Here is a 23,418-nt window from a genome sequence, read left to right as displayed (position 1 = left end):
CAATAACAAAAATTCCTCAGTTGCTAATTGCTTGACCCTTATTTTTTACCATGAAGAACATGAAGGATTTGAAGATCCGGCGCTTTCAATTATCGTCCTAACATTCGATCAAATTGACCGCCAATCCACCGCGCGCGGTTTCCTTATATTTGGTTTTCATATCGGCGCCTGTCTCGCGCATCGTTTTAATCACTTTATCCAACGATACATAATGCGAACCGTCGCCTCGCAATGCAATACGCGCGGCATTGATAGCCTTAACCGAACCCATCGCATTGCGTTCGATGCAAGGCACTTGCACTAAACCGCCGACCGGATCGCAAGTTAAGCCTAAATTATGCTCCATGCCGATTTCGGCGGCATTTTCCACCTGAGCAGGCGTCCCTCCCAACACTTCGGCCAAAGCGCCTGCCGCCATCGAACAGGCGACTCCTACCTCTCCCTGGCAACCGACTTCGGCCCCGGAAATCGAGGCATTTTCCTTGTATAAAATCGCGATTGCGGCGGCGGTCAATAAAAAACGAATCACGCCTTCGTCATTCGCACCCTCGCAAAACCTCCAATAATAGTGCAGTACAGCCGGAATAATTCCTGCCGCGCCGTTGGTTGGCGCAGTCACGACACGCCCGCCCGCGGCATTTTCTTCATTCACCGCTAACGCAAAAAGATTGACCCAATCGAGTTTACCGGGAGGCAATTTCGGAGCATGCGAAGGAATTTCATGTATCAATTGTTTATAAATTTGCGCTGCTCGACGTTTAACTTTCACACCTCCCGGCAACACGCCTTCTTGAGCAATCCCTCTTTCAACGCAGGCCTGCATAACATGCCAAATAGTCAATAGATTTTTTCGTATTTCAGCCTCGCTTAACCAAGCTTTTTCATTATTCAGCATTAATTCGCTAATAGACTTCTTATGTTCCTTGCATAATTTAAGCAAACCATCGGCTGTCTTAAACGGATAAGGCAAACACGTATCGTCATCGATCAAACGATCGGTCGCGGCCTGCTCGCCGTTAACGACAAAACCGCCACCGACCGAATAATAATCTTTCTGCAACAGCTCGGTCCCTGATGCATCAATTGCCGTGAAACGCAGTCCATTGGAATGAAACGGCAAGACTTTACGGTTAAACTGTAGATGTTTTTTCTCGATAAATTGAATGGAGCGGCGCGACAAGACTTGTAAACGTCCGCTTTGCCTAATCGTTTCCAGTCTGCCCGGAATGATATCCGGATCGATGCAATCCGGCGACTCGCCTTCAAGCCCCAACATCACAGCTTTGTCGGTACCATGGCCTTTACCGGTCGCTCCTAACGAGCCGTAAAGTGCCACAGTGATTGTTTCAACCTGCTCTAAAATTTTGTCTTCGTCCAAATTCAAAGCGAATTGCATAGCCGCTCTCATGGGACCAACGGTATGAGAACTGGACGGTCCGATGCCGATTTTAAATATATCGAATGCGCTAATTGCCATGGTAAACCTGCGTTGATTACAAATGAATATCAATGTAGGTCTTCAATATAACGCTTTTTTCTATCTATCGACAGGGGCGATTGAAAAGGAAAAGTACATTTCAACGACTTTCGCTGATCCTTCGACAACATAAGAAAAGATGATAGTCTTTATTACCCATAAACCTAAAAAAAACAGTTCGCATGTGTTGTAGACCGTTCGTGCTGAGCCAAGTCTAAACATGAAGGGGCTACAACACTTTCACCGGCTTGGTGAAGCCTCAAGCTACCCTTCGCGACAGCGCACTCCTAAGCACTGCCGATGGGCTCAGGGCGAACGGTAGCTTGAGACTATCAATTGCTCTTTTTAGGTTCATCATCCGGTGTGATTGCCAAACCTTCATGAACGTTACTGGAAATTTTAAATGCGCCGAATTAGCTACCTGATCTGTTTATTGTTTATATTGCCTGCATTCAGTCATGCGGATGAAGCCCTAACCGCTTTTTCAAAACTGAACAACGCAGGGCTTATCGTTTTGGATTCAAACGGGCGAACGATACGCGCCGATCACGCCGACAGGCCGTTAATTCCGGCCTCAACAACCAAGTTAGCCACAGCTTGGCTCGCATTAATGCACTGGGGCGAAGAGCATCGTTTTCGCACTCGGTTTTATTGGGATGAACCGTCCCGAGTCTTATGGGTAAAAGGAAGCGGCGATCCTTATCTGGTTTCCGAAGAACTCGCCCGGATTGCTCGAAGTCTGAAACAAAAAGGTCTGCGACAAGTTAAAGCCATAGGCCTCGACAACTCACTTTTTCAAGCAGGTTTGGTTTTACCGGGCACCGGTACCACGAACAACCCTTACGATGCGGTACCTACAGCAACGGCGGCGAATTTCAACACCATAGCAATCAAAAAGATTAACGGAAAAGTAGTGTCTGCCGAGCCCCAAACACCGCTAACTCCATACGCGAAAAGCCTAGGCCGCTCGATCAATAGCGGCGAGTTGCGCGTCAATACCGGCCGAAATCCAAGCAACGCGGAAAACTATTTTGCCGAATTAATGGCTGCCTTTTTACGGGTACAAGGAATTGAGGTCGATCCGCGAATCGTTTTCGGCAAAGTACCGAATCAACCTGTATTTTATACGCACACCAATAGCAAAACACTCGGCGAAATCGTGCGGACGATGTTGAAATATTCGACTAATTTCGTTGCTAATCAGCTAATTTTGATGCTGAGTTCGGAAACCTATCAACGCCCGGCGAATACCGCCGATGTTCAGCGATACATGGAAGAATCCTTATCTCGACAGTTCGCTTGGGAGAATTTTACATTTGAGGATGGCGCCGGCTTATCTCGTAATAACCGTCTTTCGCCGCAGCAGTTGACCGAACTCTTGCAAGCCTTCCGACCATGGAAACACTTATTACCGGAAATCGAGCCCGGCGTCTACGCGAAAACCGGGACTTTAACGGGCGTCAGTTCGTTAGCAGGTTATTTGGTAAAACGCGGCGAATGGCAGCCTTTTGCCATCGTGATGAATGAAAATGTACCTTATCAATTGAGAAATCGTATCGCTCGAGAACTGTCTCTAAGATAAGCCCCCCCAATGATGCCCCGTAGCGTCCCACTACCATTAAGCCAAGGGAAGCCCGTGATTCCGCCATGGACTGGCGGAATCCAGTGCCATGGATGGCAAGCTTTTGAAGCGCATTCGAGCCTGAATGCCCGAATTACTTATTCTGTCAAGGCTTAACTTAAGGGTTACGAAGCAGCGCCCCGCAGAACTTGGGAATAATGAAAAATCCGGTCCTGATGATCACAACCCGGTTTTTACCGACTTCACTGTAGGAGACAACGCATGGATTTCACGGGAGATACTCGAATAAAGTTCAAGGGTCCAACCGGGTAGTTTTTCAGTGTCGGCCACCAGAGGATAAACCCTGGGATCATGCGGTGCAATCACGACCTTTACATTGTCGACGCCCACATTCGCGGTCAACACGAAAAGCTCTTCTATTGCCTCATCGCCCATGGCCAGGCAACCGATGGAGCTGGCTTTGCCATGGATGAAAATATCCGCCCCCGGCTTGCTACGTCCTTCCTGCCAGGCATGAAATCGATCGAATTCGTTAGGGTAATTGATCTTCATCGACAGGTGATAATGACTGTTTGGGTTCAACCCCTCGATACGGTAAATACCCTCCGGCACTTGCTCGTCGCCTTGACGTAATTTAGGGCCCGCCACGCCGCTGGCGGCCTGAATATCATAGTCGCGGATAAACCGAAATTCGCCGCTGTCTCTAGCCCATAGCTCCAGTTTTTTTTCCTGTTTCAGAGCGATAAAGGCGACTTTCTGCGGCGGATAAGAAACATTGGCCTTGGCGAAATAGGATGCAAGCTTGAGCGTTGCATACGGGCCGTAAGCCTGTAGGACATCTTCGACAGTTCTTTGACCATCCAACGACGACGGCGGCGGAGGGATAAAATAAAGGTTCCGACCGGGCTGAGCTTGCGGCTCGGCGGCAGCGGTGGTAGCGAAAGTATTGTCGGAAATAGCGGCAGGCTTTGGCGCGACGCATGCGCCGAGCAAGGCTGTCATAACCAAACCGAAAACGATTTTGGCAGTTGATTTCATAAAATTATGTTGGAAATGAATTTATAACCCGCTTAGTTTAAGCACCCTCTCCCATGTCCGCAAGAAATAAGGATTTGGTCAATAACTTCCCTATTTATTTGCGGGGTTCGTAGGCTTGGCTTTTTCGTGTTTTGACGCAATTTGAAAGCACTGGTTACAATGAGGGACATTTTATTGCACGTAGACTGACCATGCCGACAACACGTTTATTCTATATCCATGATCCCATGTGCAGTTGGTGCTATGCATTTCGCTCAAGCTTTAGCGCCTTACAAAGCAACCTACCACAATCTATCCGTTTGATTTACCTGCTGGGCGGTTTGGCTCCGGACTCCACCACGCCGATGCCCGAGTCTATGCGGCAAACCATTCAACAAAACTGGCGCCGAATCGAGCAAACCGTACCCGAAGTCCGTTTTAATTTCGAATTTTGGGCTGTCAATACGCCGATCCGCTCAACTTATCCGGCTTGTCGTGCGCTATTAGCGGCCAGAAAGCAAAGTCCCGATCATGAGATCCCCATGCTAAAGGCTATCCAGTCGGCCTATTATGAACGCGCCAAAAACCCGTCGCTGACTGGCACGCTTCTGGAATGCGCCGCCGAAATCGGCTTAGATACCTCTTTATTCGGTAAAGGCTTGTTGAGCCCGGCGATTGAAGATGAATTACAGCAAGAAATTCAATTGGCTCGAAACATGGGCGTATCGAGTTATCCGTCCTTACGCTTGCAGCATAATGACGAATTGGTCGCCATTCGCATTGACTATCTCGACTATCGAAGCATGCTCGATGAAATAAGCCATATCTTGCAAGCTGCTTGAGGCTTATTGAAAATCCATACCTTTACTCCCTTTTTACCCAAACATCGACTATCAGGTGAAAGATGGAACGCAAAGAAGAAGACTTAGCTCACATTGAATCATTGACGCTCAGTCATTATCAACACAACGCCGAATCCTTTTGGCTGGGCACCAAAGATCATGACGTGGCTCAGAACTACGCGGCCTTTTTAGCCCAGTTGCCTAAAGATAAAGCGCTGGATATTTTAGATTTGGGCTGCGGGCCTGGTCGGGATATTCACTATTTTAAGTCTCTGGGACATCGACCGATCGGCCTAGACGGTTGCGAGGCGTTTTGCGCGATGGCCCGCAGTCTTACAGGCTGCGAGATTCTGCATCAAAATTTCCTTAACCTAAACCTTGCCAAGCAACGTTTCGATGGCATCTTCGCCAATGCCTCGTTATTTCATGTGCCGAGCCGGGAGCTGTTGCGCGTACTCAAAATCTTGCATACAACATTAAAGCCCGGCGGCATTTTATTTTCCTCGAATCCGCGCGGTAATGACGAGGAAGGTTGGTCCGGGCAACGCTATGGTCATTTCATGACATTCGAAACCAGTAAGCAGTATCTCGAGGAAGCCGGCTTCACCGTGCTCGATCATTATTACCGCCCCAAAGGCAAACCCGCTCATGAGCAGCCTTGGCTAGCGATCGTTGCAGGGAGTGTTTGTTCATAAGTATCAGCTAAGGATTTCGTGACAAATAACGTCCTGGAACTATGAGCGTTGTTGAGGGTTCGGTAACTCGCTTGGCAGGACGCCGTGACGGCGGTTCTCCTGAGCGTAGCCTAAGGGCTCAGCAGCGTATAGCCCGGATGAAGCGTAGCGCACAATCCGGGGAGCTCGGAGCCACGCCATTCCCGTATTCCGCTACGCAGCATACGGGCTACCTGCTAATTTTTGAGTATAAAGGGAGTAGGATCATAACTCATAGGCGCCAACTTGAGGAAAAACGCGACATTCCGCCAGGGATTGGCGGAATCCAGAGCCAGGGATGGCAATGCTTAGCTTCACAATCATGTAACCTGAATATCGGCAATCCATGTCGATATGACGAATAAAGCCACAAATGCATTATAGAATAGACATTAAGCTGGCGCCTATGGGGTCATAACTCCTTCAATGTATTCTTTCGCATCCTGAGATAAAAATCCTCCATGACCTCGATAAATGAATTTTGTTTTTGCCAAAACGCGGGAAAATCACCGCCTTTTTTGATTAACATCGCGGGAACAGCGGCCGGTTCGCTGGGTTCTATGCTATTGGGTAAAGGGTGGCGCCCCTGCCAAAAGCTTTTTAGGCTAATTTCATCGGGAATTTCCGTAAATTTCGGGCGAGTGTAAAAACTCTCTACCGGCGCTAATTCCGCCGCCGTGCCGCTTTTAGCATCACTCAACACTTTTCCAAGCGGTGACAGCGCCAAGTCCTGCAATAGTTTTTCCGGCGCCAAGCCTCGCATTTCAAATAACAAAAACGGGTCCCGATCGAATTGTCCGGCTAATCGATAGCAGACACCGGCTATATGTTTGCAAGGCACGGCATAATCCGGACAATCGCAAGAGACTTTAAAGTCTTTATAACTGTTCGGCAGTAAATGTACGCCGACATCCTTAAAAACCGTTTCTATGTTTTCCGGAATGTCATTGAGCAGCAATCTTGAAATAAAACTGGCGCGTTGCGACAATTGCTGAATAATTTTTTGCCATTGCGTTTCCGACAGTCGGGTCATTTGCACACTGACTCGATAAGTGGGCTCTTTATAAACGCCAAAATAGGGATTGACGTTCCCGCGCATTTTAGCCTCGACTTTGCCCTCCTTGAGCAGCCATTGTTTAATACGGTTGTCGCTGGAATAAGAGCGCCCACGAACTAGGCGGCCGCTGATTATACTTCACGCGGTCATGTTTGCGGCTTTTATGGCAATGCTATTTCATTCGGCGCTTACTTGAATGTAAGAGGTAGCCGTAGGGTGCGCATCGCGCACCTTCCCACGGCGGCTAACCGACAAGAAGTCCCAACCCAGGTGCGCGATGCGCACCCTACTCCTAGCGCTTAATAGCCTATGAATACCAATAATTTCAAAAATATTTTGAATTTAAAAAGCGGGAACACAGCAATTAGCTAAAAATGGTTTTTTTCGACAACCTAGCTTGGAAACGGCGATTTCGCGCTACAGTTAACTATGCCAAAGTCTTCATAATCGCCCTAACAATTCGGCTTTTTTGGCATTGTATTCTTCGTCAGTCAATATGCCTTTATTTTTCAAATCAGTCAGCTTTTCGATAGTCACAAAAATGTCCTCTTCATGACTAGATACCGGCTTATTGGGTGCAGCCGACTGCTGGACAGGTTTAGACTTGGCATCCATTGGCACGTTATCCACCGAAATCACCGGCAAACTGTTTACGTCGACCAAACCGTATTGGCTGGTAAAAGACAAAGAACCGCCTACCGACTGTTGCTGAGAAAACCCGCTAATTTGATGATCCAGCGTGTCGTAAAGCGTTACATGCCCATTGGCTTCAATCGCCAACCGGTTAATAGTCGCAAAATAGGCATAACGTACATTGTTTTGTGCCCCCGTACTGTTAGGAAATTGTAAGCCGGCCGGCCACCAGTTTGCGGACTGAGTATTCGAAGGCGGGACGAACAAGCTAACCGGTCCCGACGGCCCGTTGCTATTTTGCTGCTGTTGTCCTACGGAATAATTGTTTTGCTGCTGAGATCCTTGTGATTGCGACTGGAAAGACCCCTTTTGAAGCAAATTCGGCTGACTCGCGACTAAATCGGACAATTCTTGACACAATCCAGAGATAGAGTTTTTGAGTTGATTATTAAACATGTCGCCCACCATAATCATTCCGCCGCGCATCCATTGCCCCGAGCCGCCGAATTCAGGATGATTGAATTGAGCCATCGATCCGTTGCCGTTGATCACGGATTGCAGGAGGCTGCAAACTGCATCAAAGCTGAAATGATAACGCTGAGCGAGTTGATTGATAATGGAAGAGCCTTCCGGTGTAAGCTGATTCATTGAATTTTCCGCCAAAGTACAAAATTAAAAGCTTTTACTTCTTGCTGTTTCCGATAATTTACCCGACCCATAAGACAATAAATTCCAATTGCATGATGTCGAGGAACTCGTATCGGCCAAACTGTTTGCCGGTAAGCCTAGCCTATCGTTAAGTTAAGCCTTAATCCTAAAAAGAGCAGTTGAGAGCTTCAAACTACCGTTCGCCCTGAGCCCTGTCGAAGGGTGAACAGTAGTTTGAGGCTTCACCAACCCGGTGTAAGGGTTGTAGACCCTTCATGCTTCGACTTGGCTCAGCACGAACGGTCTACAACACTTACCAACTACTCTTTTTAGGTTAATGCCCGCACCCAAGCAATATGGATACTTTCAAACCAAAATCGTCTTAGCTTTTTGGTTCCTGTAATCCATTCTAGAATGATGTTTTTTGATAACTTAAAGGTAGTGAGATAGGATTTAGTAAAAGAGAAGATTGAAACGATTATCTTGCTTTGTCAACAACTTTCCTAAAACTGTTGGAAATAGGCTTTTTCCCGTTCCCATCGCTCCAGCGCTAGAACCAGACAAAACTAACTCTCACTGGATTGGCCAATTTGATAGAATCCAGGCAATTTAGTCATCAACCGAATCCTAGAATAACTTGAATACCCCAATTTATCTCGATTATGCCGCAACCACACCGACGGCGCCTGAAGCAGTGGAAGCCATGCTGCCCTATTTAACGCAATCGGGCCTCTTCGCCAACCCCGCCTCAACTCAACACTGCTTAGGAGAAGCGGCGGAATCCGCTGTTGAACGCGCACGCACTCAAATCGCCGAATTAATCGGTGCCCATGCCAAAGATTTTATTTTCACTTCCGGCGCTACGGAATCCAATAACCTTGCCATCAAAGGGATTGCACTAACCTATCGAGATCGGGGCCGGCACATTATCACATCGGCAATTGAACATAAATCGGTCTTAGACACTTGCAAATATCTGGAAAGCGAAGGTTTTTCGGTGACATATCTATCCCCCAATAGGGAAGGCATGATTAACACGAAAGACTTGCTGAACGCGGTCACGGACGAGACGATTATGGTGACGATCATGCATGTCAACAACGAAACCGGCGTCATACAACCAATCGAACAAATCGCAGACGCCCTCGCCGACACAAACTTATTCTTTCATGTCGATGCCGCCCAAAGCGCAGGTAAACTAGCGATAGACTTATCAAAAACGCCGATTGATTTACTGTCTATCTCGGCGCATAAATTTTACGGACCTAAAGGCATCGGCGGCTTGTATGTTCGCAACCGCAAAAAAACCCGGCTCACACCGATGATGCATGGCGGCGGACAAGAACACAACCTACGCCCAGGCACCTTAGCAAGCCATCAAATTGCCGGCATGGCAAACGCCTTCAAGATCGCCCACGAAAACTTATCGAACGATTTCGAACATTGCCGACAGTTAAAACGAACACTGATAAATAGCTTGCATCGAATCGAAGGCGTTACCCTCAACGGCGGACAAACGCATACGCTTCCAAATATCCTCAATGTCAGCTTCGACAACGTCGGTTCCGACTCGCTAATTATCGCCTTAAGAGATCGCCTCGCGATTGCATCGGGTTCCGCTTGTAATAGCGGCGCCATCGAAGCCTCTTATGTCCTACGAGCAATGGCGATTGAAGGCGATAGACTTTACGGCGCGGTCAGAATAAGCTTCGGACGCTATACAACCGAGGCTGAAATCCTAAATGCGGGAGACGCGATCATTTCGGAAGTCACTCGTTTAAGAGAGCTTGCCCTGACCTAAGCGGTAATTCGTTATATGATCGGCAAAAAAGTCCTCAACCATATTTATTGGCATTTCAGCTTAAACGGCGAACAATCCCTCGAAGTTCAACAACGAATTACCGAAGCGGAGAAGTTAAGCCGTTGCCGTGCGGAGCACGATTACAATATCGTCAAATATGAAATCAACGGAACGGCCATATCCCTGCTGCATTATCCGGATTTTTTCGACACCCCCTTTCCTGTCCTGGCAACAAGTTATCGCATCGATTTAAACAACAAACGAGTCGAAAAACGCAGCTATCAAGACTCATACAATCCCCCCATTCTGCACCGCAAAGAACTATTACTCGGCGAACAGCATCCCCGCAACCCGGAATACCGAGAACTCACCGCTACCGCCGAACAACTCGGCCTGTTCGATAATCCGGTCACAATCGGCTTTAAACAAGCTTGGGATGCGTTGATTGCCGAAAAAGGCTTTCAGCTAATCGACGGACAATTCGTACCGATCGGCAACGAAGTCGACACGCCAACGGACACCTTGGCAGATAGCCCGTCCGCTTCGATTGTTCGGCATTTGACCGCACTGTCTCGTAGTAATTTGTCCGCACCGATGCAATGCTTGGCCCGACACGGATTTTTAGACAGCAACCTATCGGTATTCGATTACGGTTGCGGTAAAGGCGACGATATTCGCAATCTCAAAGCCAATTCGATTCCTGTCGCCGGCTGGGACCCTCATTACGCGCCGGACCAACTTAAGCAAGAAGCGGATATCGTCAACCTGGGATTTGTCATTAACGTGATCGAAGACTACCAAGAACGCCTGGAAGCACTCATCGGCGCCTACCGACTAACCCGGCAAATCTTGGTCGTTTCGGCGATGCTGTTCAACCAAAACGCATTGAAAGGCCAACCCTATAACGATGGCGTCATAACGCAGCGCAATACCTTCCAAAAATATTACACGCAAACCGAACTCAAAGAATTTTTAAGCGACACGCTAGTCACGGACGCGATTCCTGTCGCCCCCGGCATCTTCTTTATCTTCAAGGATCAAGACGCCGAACAGCGTTTTTTATTAAACCGGCAACGCAGCCGTCGAAATATTCTGCGCGTACCGCAACGTCCTTTCGGCCCGCCGCAGCCGAAACTGTCGCGCCGAGAGAAAATATACCAAACCTATCGGCATTTACTCGATCCGCTTTGGCAACAAACCTTAGCTCTCGGACGCCTGCCGGACAAAACCGAAATCCCGGAATTAATAGCGCTCACCGAAGCCTTCGGCACAGCCAATAAAGCCTTGCGCTTCATGCTCGAACAGTTTGAAGAAGATTTACTGGAACAAGCGCGGCAAAGCCGCATCGACGACTTTCTAACCTACCTTGCCTTGCAGACTTTTTCCAAACGCAAACCTTATAAACACTTGGAAAGCGGCTTACAGCGCGACATTAAAGCCTTTTTCGGCGACTATAAAAATGCCGTTGCCAACGCTCGCTCGGTTCTATTTCAAATCAGCAATGCCGAATCGATCGAAACAACATGTCGCCAAGCCACAGAACAAGGTTTAGGCTATTTCGATGACGAACACGCTTTGTATCTGCATACCAGCCTAGTCGACCGCCTACCGGCGCTACTGCGCATTTACATCGGCTGCGCAACGGTATTGTATGGCGACATCGACCAAACGGATCTAATCAAGATTCATAGTCAATCCGGAAAGCTGAGCCTAATGCGCTACGACGACTTTACCGGCCAACCTCTGCCGCGTTTGCTCGAACGCGTCAAAATCAACCTACGCGAACAAACTTTCGATCTGTTTCAATACGGCGAGGAATTCGAGCCGACCTATTTGTACTTGAAATCGCGCTACATCAACGAAGAATTCCCGCATTACGCACAACAATTAAATTTCGACGAACAACTTCAAGCGCTGGATCTGTTCGACCTGAGCAGATACGGCCCGAAACCGGGCGAATTTCGCGAAACCTTGGCCAAGCATCGCTGGGAAATCGACGACTTCGAACTGATCCGCAGCCGAAGCCTTCCGAATCTCGACGACAATTGCGGCGGTTATTTGACCTATCGGCACTTGATCGAATGCGGCGAAACGCAACAAAACACCGGCCTGCTAAATCTGCCCAAACAGCCGGACAGCTATAACGCACTGTACGACTTGGCCGTCAACATACTCGATCCTGCGATCGACTATTTCGGCATGTTTCGCCTGACCTACGGCTTTTGCTCGCATGAGCTGGGTAAGCTGATCAAAAAGCGCGTCGCGCCGAAACTAGACCAACATGCCGCACACGAACGCAACACGCGAAACAATTTGATCTGCCCTCGTCTCGGCGCTGCAGTCGACTTTATCGTCGAGGACGAAAACATGCGCGAAGTCGCCGACTGGATCGCCGAAAACACGCCGTTCGACCGATTGTATTTTTACGACGAAAACCGGCCGATTCATGTCAGCTACGGGCCGGAGCAAAAAAGGGAATACATCGACATGGTCACGACCGAATCTGGCAAACAAGTGCCGAGGAAAAGGCGATTGGCCTAGATGAAGCAGGATGCTTTTCTGGTTCCCTCGGTCCTCCGTGGGAACCCATACCTTGGCTACAGCAACAAGATCGGTATGCATTCCCACGCTGGAGCAGTGGAAACAAGGAACTTTGTGTTGACAACAACTACACACGACACTACCATTTGTATATCTATTGTAACCACATAAGGAGATCGCTATGCGCGCAGCTTCTATCAATCTACGTGCCTTGCCGGAACAGCGAGATCTCATTGATCATGCAGCTAATCTGCTAGGCAAAAACCGTTCGGACTTCATGCTGGAAGCTGCTTGTGAACGTGCCCAGTCGGTTTTACTTGACCAAGTCTTTTTCGGCATGGATGCGGATCAATTCCAAAAGTTCACTGCAATGCTAGACGCGCCGCCGAAGCCCAATGTCGGCCTGGAGCGACTGATGGCGGTTAAGCCGCCTTGGGAAAATAATAAAGAATGAACTTGACGCTATCCGCACCTCAACCGCTTGCTCCCACACACCTATTGAATGATTTCGAGTGCGGTGAACATACACTGGATGACTGGCTCAAACGCCGAGCGATGAGCAACCAACTCAGCGGAGCCAGTAGAACGTTTGTGGTCGTTGATGAAGGTGGGCGTGTGCGGGGTTACTACGCCATGGCTGCTGGCGCGATATCCCACCAATTGGCGACGAGTGCAATTCGCCGCAACATGCCTGATCCCGTTCCGGTCATGGTGCTTGGCAGGTTGGCCGTAGATCGCCGGGCGCAGGGTATTAAGTTGGGCGCCGCCATGCTGCAAGACGCCGTAAAACGTGCGCTTGTCGTATCACAAAACACAGGCGTTCGCGCATTGCTTGTCCATGCCCTCAATGATCGTGCGAAACAGTTCTACGAGCATTACGGTTTTCAGGAGTCGCCGCAGCATACTATGACTTTGATGCTACGTTTGAATAGCTATGCAAATTCTTAACGAATCTTTCAAATCTTTTACTAGACAGGGGGGCCAGAAAACAGCGAAGAGATTTTTTTTTTGGTTCCCACGGTCCTCCGCTCATCGTTATACATAAGTTGTCCTGATTAGCAAGATGCTTCAGCTTGCCGAAGCCAAGTGTCCGAGTAGGGGCCAGTCGTAGTCGCAAAAACTAAAATATGCTGTTACCCAAGCTCCAGCTTAGGTAACCTGTTCAGGAAGCTCTAGCTTCCCGACAATCAAGAAAGATTGAACGAGCGGGTCGGGGTTGATTGAGAATATGCGGAGGTTGTGTCGGTCTCAGGAAGCTGGAGCTTCCGGGGGGCTCTTTCCCAAGCTGGAGCTTGGGAAAGAGCGTGATGTGGGTTGGCCGTTTTTAGCTTGACGCGCATGGTTTGCGAACCCTGTCCTGCTAGGGATATGCTGATCTTTGGGCTTTAGCTGAAGAAACTTGCTAATCAGGTAAGTTGTTTATTGCCATCTTAGCTAATGAGACCTCGATGCCATTTATCACAAAAAAGGGGTCAGGTTACTTTCTTGTCGCTTGCTCTTAATCCAATCAGAAAGCAAAAAGTAACCTGACCCCTTTTTGGTAGACGAGGGACGTTCAGGGGATCGCTCCCACAGAACATCCGGCCCCGCGCGGGATCGAACCCAACATCTCAACTAAAACCGCTCATGATCCTTTTTGTACTCAGGATGATAAGGCCCCGCCGGCAAGCCTTTCGGGGGCGCAAAGGCCATGAAATTGGCTTTCCTCGCCAACGGCAAATAATCGGTAACCAATGCATTGATCGCTGCCGCTACCGCCATCGCAATCGGATGACCACCGCCGCCGGAATCGTGCGTGTAAGTCTGCTGGTTTTCCCACAAAACCAAGCCCGTTTTGGCATCTTTCAGAACGTATTCCATCGAGACCACGACCGACGAGGCCACCACCAAATATTTGGTACTCCAATCTTTGATCGTGACGAACAACACCGCATCGGCGCCGAACAACTCAAAAAACCGATCCACCGGCATTTGATGAATATGTCCGGCTTCCACGAGACCGAAATCGCGCAGTATCATATCCGTCAGATAAACCGGAAAAACATAATAGCCCCGCTCAGCCAAAGGCCGGCTTATGGTGCTGATAAAAACCGATTGCGCAGTGACTTCGGGAGACTCGTTAACGACCGGAACGACTAAAATCGACCTCGGCTGATGCGCATAAAACGTATCGAGATCGAGCCGTTGACGCGGCACGCAACCGGCCATAAGCCATGCCGTTAAAATAATCGCACCCCATTTCATCGCTCTTCTCCGGCTAATTCCTCAGTTGGCAACTCCGCCGCACCCGACTTATCTTGCTGTTCGATCCGTTCTATCAATTTGTTCATCAAAGCCGTGGATTCGGGATAAAGCTCGCGCTCACGACGAAAATAGTCGATTGCGCCCGCCTTGTCTCCGCGTTGATACAACACAAAACCATAATCCGCATATAAACCCGGCGGCACAGGCATGCGGCTAGCCTCTGCCTCGGTCATCGATTGCCGTAAATAAGCTTCGACTTGTTCGCCGCTGTTTTCGACATACCGATCGTAAAGCCCGTCTTCATAAGCTCCCCAATAATACAATCCCTGAGGAGCGCAGCCGGCCAAAACAAAGACCGACATCACGCACCAACCAACAACCCGTAATGAAGACATGGTTAACGAGGCCGGCTTTGGCGCCGTGCATCCAGCGTCGAAACCACATTATTGATCATGTTGACAATCGCGGCATCGATAGCCTTGCCTTCCAGGGTCGAATCGAATCCGGCCGTACCGCCGAAACCCAAAGTACTGGTGGCCGACATCGTCGCATCGCCGCTGCCTTCTTGGCTGTAAAACACTTGACCGGTTTTCGGATCGACCAAACGCAATACGACACGAGCGCGAGCGCGCTGGGTTTTTTCTTTACCCAACAACCAAACGCCGCCGGTGGTATCGCGCCCTAATTCCACGACCGAACCCATGATCAAGGCATCGACTCCAAGCAAATTTTGCTTGAACTGCTGTTCTGTCGCGCCCATCAACTCAGCCTCCGACTTGAGCCTTCCGATGTCTTGTCTTTCCACGATATTGAAACGTTGCGTCGCCATCAAATGCCGCGACAACATATCCGCGGCTTGTTTGCCGATCCTATCGCCGGAAGCGTCTGTAAACAAACCGCTGCCGTAAACCGATTCATTGGTAAAACGGGACACGGCAATGGTCATCCGTTCTTCCGGCGCCAATGGAGCAACCACGACTTGCGGCCCCTTGTCGACGACATTTTCACTAATACCGCGACTGACACAGGCAGCCAAACTCACCGCCGACAATGCAACTGCATATATAACAATTTTTTTCATCAATTTACGCGAGAACCCCGGAACTTCAGCCGGTTGGGATAGCACCCGCCCTCAGGCGGCCTGTCTCGCTTTCTCCTTTGGATTCAATGCTATCTTCATTTCAAATAATCGTATTCGCGCAACCCGAAACGCGTGCTTTATAAAAATAAAAAGTCATCAAATCAAATTTACCGGATAGTTGGCAAACATCCGATCAGCACTGCTGAAATGCATTTGCTCTTTGACGCTTTTGCTTGCTCCCAAACTCTTGTTTGGGAGTGTCTACCGTCAAGCTCTGCTTGACGAACGATAAGCTGAGCTTAAAGGTAGGCATTCCCAAGTAGAACTTAACTTATCGACCCAGGATTTTTCCATTCACCCTTCGACAGGCTCAGGGCGAACGGAAAAATCCTTAACTTAATGGCAGTGAAGGAGAACTTGGGAACGAGACAAGTCACCAAATCAAGTTTACCGGACACCCCGGCGCCGCATTTTGATATACGATGAGTATAGCTAACAACATACTGACATAGATGATACTTTTAAAGCTATTGTGCTGGCACTAAGAAATTAAAACTATAACCATTTCTGCACATCGTGGCTACTCACTTAACGCGGGACAGTTTAAGGTTAATCCGTTCGTGGTGAGCCTATCGAACCATGGGCGGATTAACCATCCACCCTTCGACAGGCTCAGGGCGAACGGTTAATTCTTAGTGCTTTTGTCCCGTCTTAAGTGGGAAGCCCACATCGTACAGCCATGATCGTTATACATTTTGTTTTTTATCCGTCGCAGGGCTTGCCGGAATCCAGACCAAATAGATTCCTGGTTAGCAAGATGCTTCAGCTTGCTGAAGCCAATTGTCCGAGCAGTGGCCAGTCGTAGCCACTTCTGCGGGACGGGTTATTTAACCCGTCCCCAACGTTTCGGTTTGCCCTAAACATTTCGGCTAACTTCAGCCAAAGTCAAAACGTTTAGGACGGGGTTGCAAACCCCGTCCTGCTAGGGGTACGAACGGTCTACAACACATGTCAACCGCTCTTTTTAGGATTAATGCGCGAACGGGTTTGCAAAATCCGTCCCGCATAGCGTCTATGAGTACAAAAAGCACACGATGTTCTACACTTCTGTCCATGAAGCCAATCACATGGAATCCAGAGAGGAATAAGCTTCTCCAAGAGGAACGGAATATCTCTTTCGAGAATGTGGTTTTTCACATCTCGGTTGGGGGAATTTTGGACACGTTCGAGCATCCGAATCAGAAACAATATCCTGGCCAACAGATACATGTGGTTGAGATAGAGGGTTATGCTTATCTGGTGCCCTTTGTAGAATCGGAAGATGAGATTTTTTTGAAAACAATCATTCCGAGCAGGAAAGCAACCAAAGCTTATTTGGGAGGTCCGAAATGAACAGACTGGATAAAGAAGAGCAAGAAATTCTGGATGCATTCGATGCTGGCGAGTTGCAGCGAACTCCAGATTTTGAAGAACAGAAAGCGCGGCATCAGCAATACGCAGAAGCCATGTTCAAGAAAGATGCCCGTATCAACATCAGGCTTTCATCTAAGGATCTTCGTGGACTCCAGAAGAAAGCCCTGGCGGAAGGCATCCCTTACCAGACGCTTGTTGCCAGTATCCTCCACAAATATGTAGAAGGTCGTTTGCATGAAGATCGGTAGGAGGTAATTCATGCGCAACATTGCCCCTGTAACGCCCGGCGAGTTACTGAGAGAAGAGTTTCTTGAGCCCATGGATATTTCTTAATACCGCCTTGCAAAAGAAATTGGAGTTCCTGCTCAACGAATCAGCCAAATTATTGCTGGAAAGCATTCGATAACCGCAGATACTGATCTACGACTCTGCCGTTTCTTTGGCTTGTCCAACGGGTATTGGCTGCGGGCTCAGGCAAGCTATGATACCGAAATTACGGAAGATGCTCTTGAGGCCCAGTTAAAAAACATTCGTCCTTGGAATTCCGGGCCACCGATAAGATACGGGACATAACCAACGGCTGCACAGCGACCGCTATCAATCCTAAGCTTTGGCCGAAATAGTAACAAATATCAATTAAACCGCTTCCCACTCGAAATTTACAATATTGCGCTCAGATTTATCAAACTCGATACCGATTAACATCACCTGAAACTCACCGGTAGCATATTTTTGCCAATATTTTCTTGCCTTGATCTGCGCCAATGCTCGCCCCGACTCGCGCTTTCCCTCCAGTACTTTAAATTCAATAATAAAAATCTTTTCAGCCAACTTGACGGTCAAATCGACACTACCCTGGTTGGTCATATCTTCCGCGATCACATTCAACCCCAAGGCCGCCAGACAACAATAAACGATAGACGCATAATAACCCTCATATCGAGCCAATTGATTTTGTCGATACCAATCATGAGGAATCGCGGCAAACAAAGCAGTCAAACCCTGTTGCAATTGTTCCGGATCGGCCTGTTCCAAAGCCTTATAAATGCGCATCTGCTGACGCGTCGCCTGCCCGGATTGCACCAACTCCCGCAATAAATGACTATTCAGACCTGCCTTGACCTCGCGGTTTGGATAAGTCAGGTGATAAAAACGCTCTCCTCCCAAATCCTCCACCCGTTCAATTGTCAAATAGCCGGTCTGAAACAACAGGTTTTCAAGCGTAATGTCATCGATATCAAAACGGCTGAGCATCGCCTCATCGACAACCACATTCTCTAAATCGGGAATGGCATATTGCCGCTCTCTAACCAAACGAATCAAAAAATCCGGGCTACCGCTCTTGAACCAATAGCTCTTGAATAAACGCTGTTCCAGATACAGCAACACATCAAACGGGTTATAGACCTTCTCACCCAAAAAGTTATAACCGTTATACCACTCGGCCAACTGACTGAAATCTACACCGGACAAACGTTCGCTAAACACCGATTGAATTTCCGCCAAGGTATAGCCGCATAATGTGGCATAGCGGCCATCCAACGAAATATCCCGTAAATTGTTCAAGCCACTAAACAAACTGACTTTGCTGAATTTACTCACACCGGTGAGCAACGCGAACTTGATAAAAGCATCCCTGTCTTTAATTACCGAATAAATGTTGCGTAAGCCTTCCCTAATCGCAACAGCCCGCGCCGAATGCTCAATATTGTCCAAAATCGGCTTGTCGTATTCATCGACCAACACAACAACCCGCTGTTGAAATTGATCCGCCAGCTTTTTGATCAACTCGGCAAAACGATTCGCCAAATCATCATGATGTAAATCAACCCGATAGAACTCAGCCGTCTCGTCTAAAATAGCCCGAAAACGTTCATCCAACATAGCAGCGGAATTCACGACACCCCCGCCGAAACTGATATGGATCACCGGGTAATTCACCGACCAATCCCAATGATTTTGCAAAAATAAACCGTCAAATAGCGCCTTCTCACCGGCAAAGAGCGATTTCAGCGTGCTAACCAATAACGACTTGCCGAATCTCCGCGGGCGCGCCAAAAAATAATATTTGCCCGAATCAATCAACTCGGCAATCAGGGCCGTTTTATCGACATAATAATAATTGCCCTCGATCAGTTCTGAGAACGTTTGAATACCGATTGGCAGCTTTTTCATGATCTTCCACCGTGTTTAACAAAAAAAGCGATTAAACACGACCGCCTAAAACCGCTCATAGTCCTTTTTGCATTCGGTATCATATCAATCGACAACCTGTTTATGATCATCGCTTAATGTCGCGATAGAAATTCTCGTGGGAGCCTAAGGCCATCAATTCAAGAACCAATGTGCCATCATCAAAACTGTATCCTAGCAGAGTCGGTTGCTTGTTCATTTTAAATTGGTATACCCTCAAAAATGCTAAATCTCCCTTTGTCCGCTCGCCCAAGTCAGGGTTGGCCATCAGCTCCTTAACGGCCGAATCGAGGTCGCTTTTTTGATTAGGATTAAGCTTTTTTACCGCCTTTTTAAATGTAGGTGTCTGTAATACCCTGGCAGCTTCAACCAAAATCGTAAGCCTCGAGTTTTCCGGCTTCCCGCTCTGCTTTTGCAATGATAGCCTGCCTCACAAACTCGTATGGCAAATCGGGATTGTCTTCCATCATCTCGCCAATTTTCGCCCAATGTTCAATCTGCTTCGGAGGGGTCCGGTTAAGCGCTTTAGCCATGATAGTGGCTTTTTCGATGAGGTCTTGATCTAAGCGTATACTGCTGGTAGCCATTTGCAAATTCTCCAAAAGGTTTCCTGATTATTTGATAAAGGTCAAACGACCCGATGAACTGAATTAATAGGATCGGTAACGTTCCGGTTTTAGTTGAAGCTCGAAAGTAATCAGGTAAAGCTTCCCCGATTGTAGCAATGCGCCACAATAGAGGCAAATCGCAACAAACGCCGGAAAACTGAATTTTGATAGCCTTCTCTATCAATCAGAACTACCAATAGCCGTTACCCTTTGCTGAGGTACGGTACAACTAAAGCCTTCTCACCGGCAAAAAGCGATTTCAGCGTGCTAACAACGATTTGCCGAATCTTCTCAGCCGCGCCAGAAAATAATATTTGCCGGAATCAATCAGCTCAGCAATCAGGGCCGTTTTATCGACATAATAATTGCCCTCGATCAGTTCCGAGAACGTTTGAATACCGATCGGCAGCTTTTTCATGGTATGGGTAAGGAGGTTTGAAATACGGTTACGCTCAATCACTGGCCGCTTGCTTGCTTAAAAACTCAAGCATCTCTTCGTTATGCACCCGTGCGTAAATCGACTCGACCGGCAAGTTAAAATCGATCGATTCAAAAGTAATTTCATCCCCCAAAAAGTAACCTGATTAGCAAGTTTCTTCAGCTAAAGCCCAAAAACCAGCATGTCCCTGGCAGGACGAGGTTTGCAACCTCGTCCTAAACGTTTTGGCTTTGGCCGAAGTCAGCCGAATTGTTTAGGGCAAACCGAAACGTTGGGGACGGGTTAAATAACCCGTCCCGCAGAAGTGGCTACGACTGGCCACTGCTCGGACAGTTGACTTCGGCAAGCTGAAGCATCTTACTAATCAGGAAAAGTAATGCCTTGGCAGCCATGACTCATTCCGGCGAATAACTTGGATATCGACAAAATCCTGCTCGATCAACACATACTCTTGCAAGCTCGGAATATCGATGTAGGAAAGCAATTTAATAGTTTCATCCATCTTGCGCGTTGCCTTGGACAACACCTCGACAATGATAATCGGCGACTGCACGTAATAAGGCTGCGATTCATCGAAATCGCAATCAACGGTGACATCGGGATAAAAAAGTTTGCCCCCACTTTGACCTTCATATCCGACCCGAAAGGTTCGCAAGGCAAGCCCTCCAAATGATTGCCGAACTTTCTATAAACATTCCCAGCAATTCGCTCATGGTTTGCGCTGGGCGAATGTGACCTCGATACCCTTTATTGTTGCTTAACGTAACCGACTTCGAAATCGCGACGAAGGCGTCGCTCCCACAAGGGGCTGGATGCTCTGTGGGAGCGATCCCCAGATCGCGATCTCGGAGCCACTGATATCCAATATCCGCAGATTTATCAAACAACACCGTTTCCAGTTATACGATGACCTCTGTTTAGCAAGTTTACCGATATTTGTGTATAACGGTGAGCGCAGAGCATGGGAACGAGCGTTTTGTGGGGATACATTAGGGTCAGGTACCAATTGTTAATGGCCAATTAAACGCAGGCCAATTCAGTATCATTTAGCTCGTGTTTTACATCGTTAATTAGCTCGCCTTGCAAGCAGTCTTCTTCGGTAATTAATTCTGTAACTTTCGGCTTTAACATGGCATATTTTTTTAGAATAGCGATTTTTTTCGTTCATAGTCTGCGCTAGTACCGACCATGGTTACGAACCCAGGTTATTTTAGGCTTAATACTACCTGTTTCTCCCTAAATTACACCTTCAACAATTATTAAAAACCAATCGTTCAGAAAGCGCATCGTATAGTTGACGTTGAATCATTACAGGAAGCCTTTCTATACGATTCAAAATGTCATCCATGCTCATCTGATCAATAGTAACTATTCAGTCCCCGACAATTATCGTTCCCACGCTCTGCGTGGGAATGCCTGAGAACCGCTCCAGCGGTACGAGACGCTAGAGCGTCTCGGTCTTCATTCCCACGCTCTAGAGACTGTGAAAGTATTCCAAATCTAAGCGGCTCTCAGGTTGCCCAGCGCGGCATTTTTTTGAAAATTCAGGTTTTGCTGCCTATGGCATCGTTTTTATTTAAGCTAACCAGCCAAAATCCGTCATTTTTTATGCATATTCCATGTTTTTTAGCGTATTTCCTGGTCTCCGGACGCAATAATCCCTCAGCGCGTCAGCACCGAGAATCGTGAGTAGGCGCGTGAAGTTGTAGGCTAAAACCATCAGGCTAAATTCGCCTCGACACTTTTCCAAGCCTCGCATCAAGAAGTGGTTCATGCCCGCGCGATGCTTGAGCGTACCAAAGGGGTGCTCAACCAAGGCCGCGCGTTTCTTCATGATGCCCGGTTGTTGTTCCATCCGCTGGCGGTGGCGTTCGATGACGTCTTCATGCTCCCAGCGCTGAATTTGTTTGATCGTGGCTTTTTCGGTTAAACAGTGTTCGCGTAGGGGACACTGGCTGCAGTCGGCGGGCTTGCTTTTGTAGCCGGTCATCCATTTGCCGTTTTTTTGATGGGCTTTGCCGCTGACAGTCAATAGCTTGCCTTGTGGGCAACAATAGGCATTTTGTTCCGGGTCGTAGCTGAACTGCTCGCGCGTCAAGCGTCCCTTCGCGGCGATGGCTTTCGACTTATCGGGTATGGCCACATATACGGGAGTGTTTTGGTCTTCGCAAGATTTCAGTTGGTTGCCTTCGAAATAACCACTGTCGGCAAGCCCGGTCAGGCTTTCGGACTGCAAGGTCTCTTGCGCCTTTGCCATCATCGGCGCCAGCTGATGAACGTCATTACCGGCTTGTGTGGCCTCGTCGACCACGATCAGTTTGTGCCGGTCGTCCACGGCAATTTGGACATTGTAGCCGGAAACGGTTTGTCCGCGTTTGGTCAGCAAGCGGGCATCGGGGTCGACGGTGGAGACTTGTTTGTCGCCGCTGGTTTTGAGCTGTTGCAGCAAGGCTTTTTTCTCGGCTTGTTTAGTTTGCAATTGCTCAAGCTTTGCTGGCAGCTGTTTATCCTCAACCAGGCTGCCTAGGCTGGCTCGGTCATCGGCGGAATCCTGCTCGGCGAGGGCTTGTTGGTAGTCGGCGATTTTCCGGCTTAACTTTTCAAGCTGTTTGTTGAGTTTATCTTCGGTGTAAATCCCCGCTTTACTGGCGTTGGCATTGAAAAAGCTGCCATCGACGGCGACTTGTTCGCCACCGAACAGCGTGAGTTCTTTGCACAGCAATAGGAAATCGCGGTTCGCCGCCTTTAAGGCATCGCTATTGCCTTGGCGAAAGTCGGCGATGGTTTTGTAGGTAGGCTGTAAGCCTGCGATCAGCCACATCACTTCCAGATTGCGGGTGGTCTCTCGTTCCAATTTACGGCTACTGCGAATACCTTGCAAATAGCCATACAAATACAGCTTCAATAACGCCGCCGGATCATAAGCCGGCTGCCCGGCACCAATGACCGGCTCGGTGTTTTTGAAACCTAAGACATACAAGTCCAACGTATCGACATAGGCATCAATGGCTCGCACTGGATTATTCTGACTAACATAGTCATCAATACAAAGCGGCAACAGCATGTCTTGCTGGCGGTTTAATGCGCGATGATAGCGGCGGGATGACATGGCGGTTTGTTAACGGGTAG

At 48.3% G+C, this 23,418-nt stretch carries 21 protein-coding genes and 1 pseudogene; 9 read left to right on the top strand and 13 right to left on the bottom strand.

What is annotated here, in order from left to right; genetic code table 11:
• Window positions 1-97: 97 nt before the first annotated feature.
• On the bottom strand, window positions 98-1,477 hold the full coding sequence (locus MEALZ_RS05925; RefSeq protein WP_014147704.1) for an L-serine ammonia-lyase: 1,380 nt from the start codon (window positions 1,475-1,477) through the stop codon (window positions 98-100).
• 403 nt (window positions 1,478-1,880) lie between these two features.
• Here MEALZ_RS05925 and MEALZ_RS05920 point away from each other — a divergent pair, with 403 nt between their 5' ends.
• Window positions 1,881-3,059, top strand: a complete 1,179-nt coding sequence (locus MEALZ_RS05920) for a D-alanyl-D-alanine carboxypeptidase/D-alanyl-D-alanine-endopeptidase (RefSeq protein WP_014147703.1) — start codon at window positions 1,881-1,883, stop codon at window positions 3,057-3,059.
• Window positions 3,060-3,278: 219 nt separating this feature from the next.
• Here MEALZ_RS05920 and MEALZ_RS05915 read toward each other — a convergent pair whose 3' ends face one another.
• Window positions 3,279-4,097 carry a L,D-transpeptidase family protein gene (locus tag MEALZ_RS05915; protein WP_014147702.1) on the bottom strand — a complete coding sequence of 273 codons (819 nt, stop codon included), beginning with the start codon at window positions 4,095-4,097 and terminating at the stop codon, window positions 3,279-3,281.
• 191 nt (window positions 4,098-4,288) lie between these two features.
• Between MEALZ_RS05915 and MEALZ_RS05910 the strand changes: the two genes are divergently transcribed.
• Together MEALZ_RS05910 and MEALZ_RS05905 are read left to right on the top strand one after the other, a co-directional pair.
• Entirely contained in the window at window positions 4,289-4,918 is a 630-nt protein-coding gene (locus tag MEALZ_RS05910; protein WP_014147701.1) for a DsbA family protein, read from the top strand.
• 62 nt (window positions 4,919-4,980) lie between these two features.
• Complete coding sequence (locus tag MEALZ_RS05905; RefSeq protein ID WP_014147700.1) at window positions 4,981-5,613, top strand: class I SAM-dependent DNA methyltransferase; 633 nt, start codon at window positions 4,981-4,983, stop codon at window positions 5,611-5,613.
• A 430-nt stretch (window positions 5,614-6,043) separates the two neighbouring features.
• On the opposite strand, the gene MEALZ_RS05900 is transcribed toward MEALZ_RS05905, so the two are convergent.
• Both MEALZ_RS05900 and MEALZ_RS05895 read right to left on the bottom strand, forming a co-directional pair.
• Window positions 6,044-6,730: an SWIM zinc finger family protein gene (locus tag MEALZ_RS05900; protein WP_014147699.1), complete on the bottom strand. Its 687-nt coding sequence runs from the start codon at window positions 6,728-6,730 to the stop codon at window positions 6,044-6,046.
• A gap of 399 nt (window positions 6,731-7,129) precedes the next feature.
• A complete protein-coding gene (locus MEALZ_RS05895; protein ID WP_014147698.1) occupies window positions 7,130-7,969 on the bottom strand; it encodes an SHOCT domain-containing protein in 840 nt (279 codons plus the stop codon).
• 637 nt (window positions 7,970-8,606) lie between these two features.
• Here MEALZ_RS05895 and MEALZ_RS05890 point away from each other — a divergent pair.
• The 4 genes from MEALZ_RS05890 (at window position 8,607) to MEALZ_RS05875 (ending at window position 13,259) form a co-directional block, all read left to right on the top strand.
• Complete coding sequence (locus tag MEALZ_RS05890; protein ID WP_014147697.1) at window positions 8,607-9,770, top strand: cysteine desulfurase family protein; 1,164 nt, start codon at window positions 8,607-8,609, stop codon at window positions 9,768-9,770.
• A gap of 15 nt (window positions 9,771-9,785) precedes the next feature.
• Window positions 9,786-12,311: a DNA phosphorothioation-associated putative methyltransferase gene (locus MEALZ_RS05885; RefSeq protein ID WP_014147696.1), complete on the top strand. Its 2,526-nt coding sequence runs from the start codon at window positions 9,786-9,788 to the stop codon at window positions 12,309-12,311.
• Between the two features lie 181 nt (window positions 12,312-12,492).
• The gene (locus MEALZ_RS05880; RefSeq protein WP_014147695.1) at window positions 12,493-12,765 is read left to right on the top strand and encodes a type II toxin-antitoxin system TacA family antitoxin; all 273 of its coding nucleotides are present in this window, start codon (window positions 12,493-12,495) and stop codon (window positions 12,763-12,765) included.
• On the top strand, window positions 12,762-13,259 hold the full coding sequence (locus MEALZ_RS05875) for a GNAT family N-acetyltransferase (protein ID WP_014147694.1): 498 nt from the start codon (window positions 12,762-12,764) through the stop codon (window positions 13,257-13,259). Before MEALZ_RS05880 ends, MEALZ_RS05875 begins: the two co-directional genes overlap by 4 nt.
• A 666-nt stretch (window positions 13,260-13,925) precedes the next feature.
• Here the strand turns inward: MEALZ_RS05875 and MEALZ_RS05870 are convergent.
• The 3 genes from MEALZ_RS05870 to MEALZ_RS05860 are packed head-to-tail and all read right to left on the bottom strand — an operon-like array spanning window position 13,926 to window position 15,636.
• Complete coding sequence (locus MEALZ_RS05870; RefSeq protein WP_014147693.1) at window positions 13,926-14,555, bottom strand: GNA1162 family protein; 630 nt, start codon at window positions 14,553-14,555, stop codon at window positions 13,926-13,928.
• The gene (locus MEALZ_RS05865; RefSeq protein ID WP_014147692.1) at window positions 14,552-14,950 is read right to left on the bottom strand and encodes a DUF4810 domain-containing protein; all 399 of its coding nucleotides are present in this window, start codon (window positions 14,948-14,950) and stop codon (window positions 14,552-14,554) included. Before MEALZ_RS05865 ends, MEALZ_RS05870 begins: the two co-directional genes overlap by 4 nt.
• Before the next feature lie 2 nt (window positions 14,951-14,952).
• On the bottom strand, window positions 14,953-15,636 hold the full coding sequence (locus MEALZ_RS05860; RefSeq protein WP_017840065.1) for a CsgG/HfaB family protein: 684 nt from the start codon (window positions 15,634-15,636) through the stop codon (window positions 14,953-14,955).
• Window positions 15,637-17,024: 1,388 nt separating this feature from the next.
• Here MEALZ_RS05860 and MEALZ_RS05850 point away from each other — a divergent pair.
• Together MEALZ_RS05850 and MEALZ_RS21610 are read left to right on the top strand one after the other, a co-directional pair.
• Window positions 17,025-17,297 (top strand): CopG family antitoxin, encoded by a 273-nt coding sequence (locus MEALZ_RS05850; protein WP_014147689.1) that lies wholly within the window; start codon window positions 17,025-17,027, stop codon window positions 17,295-17,297.
• A 100-nt stretch (window positions 17,298-17,397) separates the two neighbouring features.
• Window positions 17,398-17,622: pseudogene (locus MEALZ_RS21610) on the top strand (HigA family addiction module antitoxin); the annotation flags it as partial.
• A gap of 63 nt (window positions 17,623-17,685) precedes the next feature.
• Here MEALZ_RS21610 and MEALZ_RS05845 read toward each other — a convergent pair.
• The 6 genes from MEALZ_RS05845 to MEALZ_RS05825 all read right to left on the bottom strand — a co-directional run bounded on the left by MEALZ_RS05845 (window position 17,686) and on the right by MEALZ_RS05825 (window position 23,398).
• Window positions 17,686-19,224: an ATP-binding protein gene (locus MEALZ_RS05845; protein ID WP_014147687.1), complete on the bottom strand. Its 1,539-nt coding sequence runs from the start codon at window positions 19,222-19,224 to the stop codon at window positions 17,686-17,688.
• A gap of 106 nt (window positions 19,225-19,330) precedes the next feature.
• Window positions 19,331-19,615 carry a type II toxin-antitoxin system RelE/ParE family toxin gene (locus MEALZ_RS05840; RefSeq protein ID WP_046061020.1) on the bottom strand — a complete coding sequence of 95 codons (285 nt, stop codon included), beginning with the start codon at window positions 19,613-19,615 and terminating at the stop codon, window positions 19,331-19,333.
• On the bottom strand, window positions 19,608-19,829 hold the full coding sequence (locus MEALZ_RS05835; RefSeq protein WP_017840070.1) for a TA system antitoxin ParD family protein: 222 nt from the start codon (window positions 19,827-19,829) through the stop codon (window positions 19,608-19,610). The genes MEALZ_RS05840 and MEALZ_RS05835 overlap by 8 nt, the downstream gene beginning before the upstream one ends.
• A gap of 280 nt (window positions 19,830-20,109) precedes the next feature.
• The gene (locus tag MEALZ_RS21605) at window positions 20,110-20,268 is read right to left on the bottom strand and encodes an AAA family ATPase (protein ID WP_014147684.1); all 159 of its coding nucleotides are present in this window, start codon (window positions 20,266-20,268) and stop codon (window positions 20,110-20,112) included.
• 385 nt (window positions 20,269-20,653) lie between these two features.
• The gene (locus MEALZ_RS05830; protein ID WP_014147683.1) at window positions 20,654-20,944 is read right to left on the bottom strand and encodes a Uma2 family endonuclease; all 291 of its coding nucleotides are present in this window, start codon (window positions 20,942-20,944) and stop codon (window positions 20,654-20,656) included.
• Between the two features lie 951 nt (window positions 20,945-21,895).
• Window positions 21,896-23,398, bottom strand: coding sequence for an IS1182 family transposase (locus MEALZ_RS05825; protein ID WP_014147681.1), 1,503 nt, complete (start codon window positions 23,396-23,398; stop codon window positions 21,896-21,898).
• Window positions 23,399-23,418: the final 20 nt, after the last annotated feature.

It is taken from the genome of Methylotuvimicrobium alcaliphilum 20Z, assembly GCF_000968535.2.
GTDB classification, from domain to species: domain Bacteria; phylum Pseudomonadota; class Gammaproteobacteria; order Methylococcales; family Methylomonadaceae; genus Methylotuvimicrobium; species Methylotuvimicrobium alcaliphilum.
This window is presented reverse-complemented; position numbering and strand designations above follow the sequence as displayed.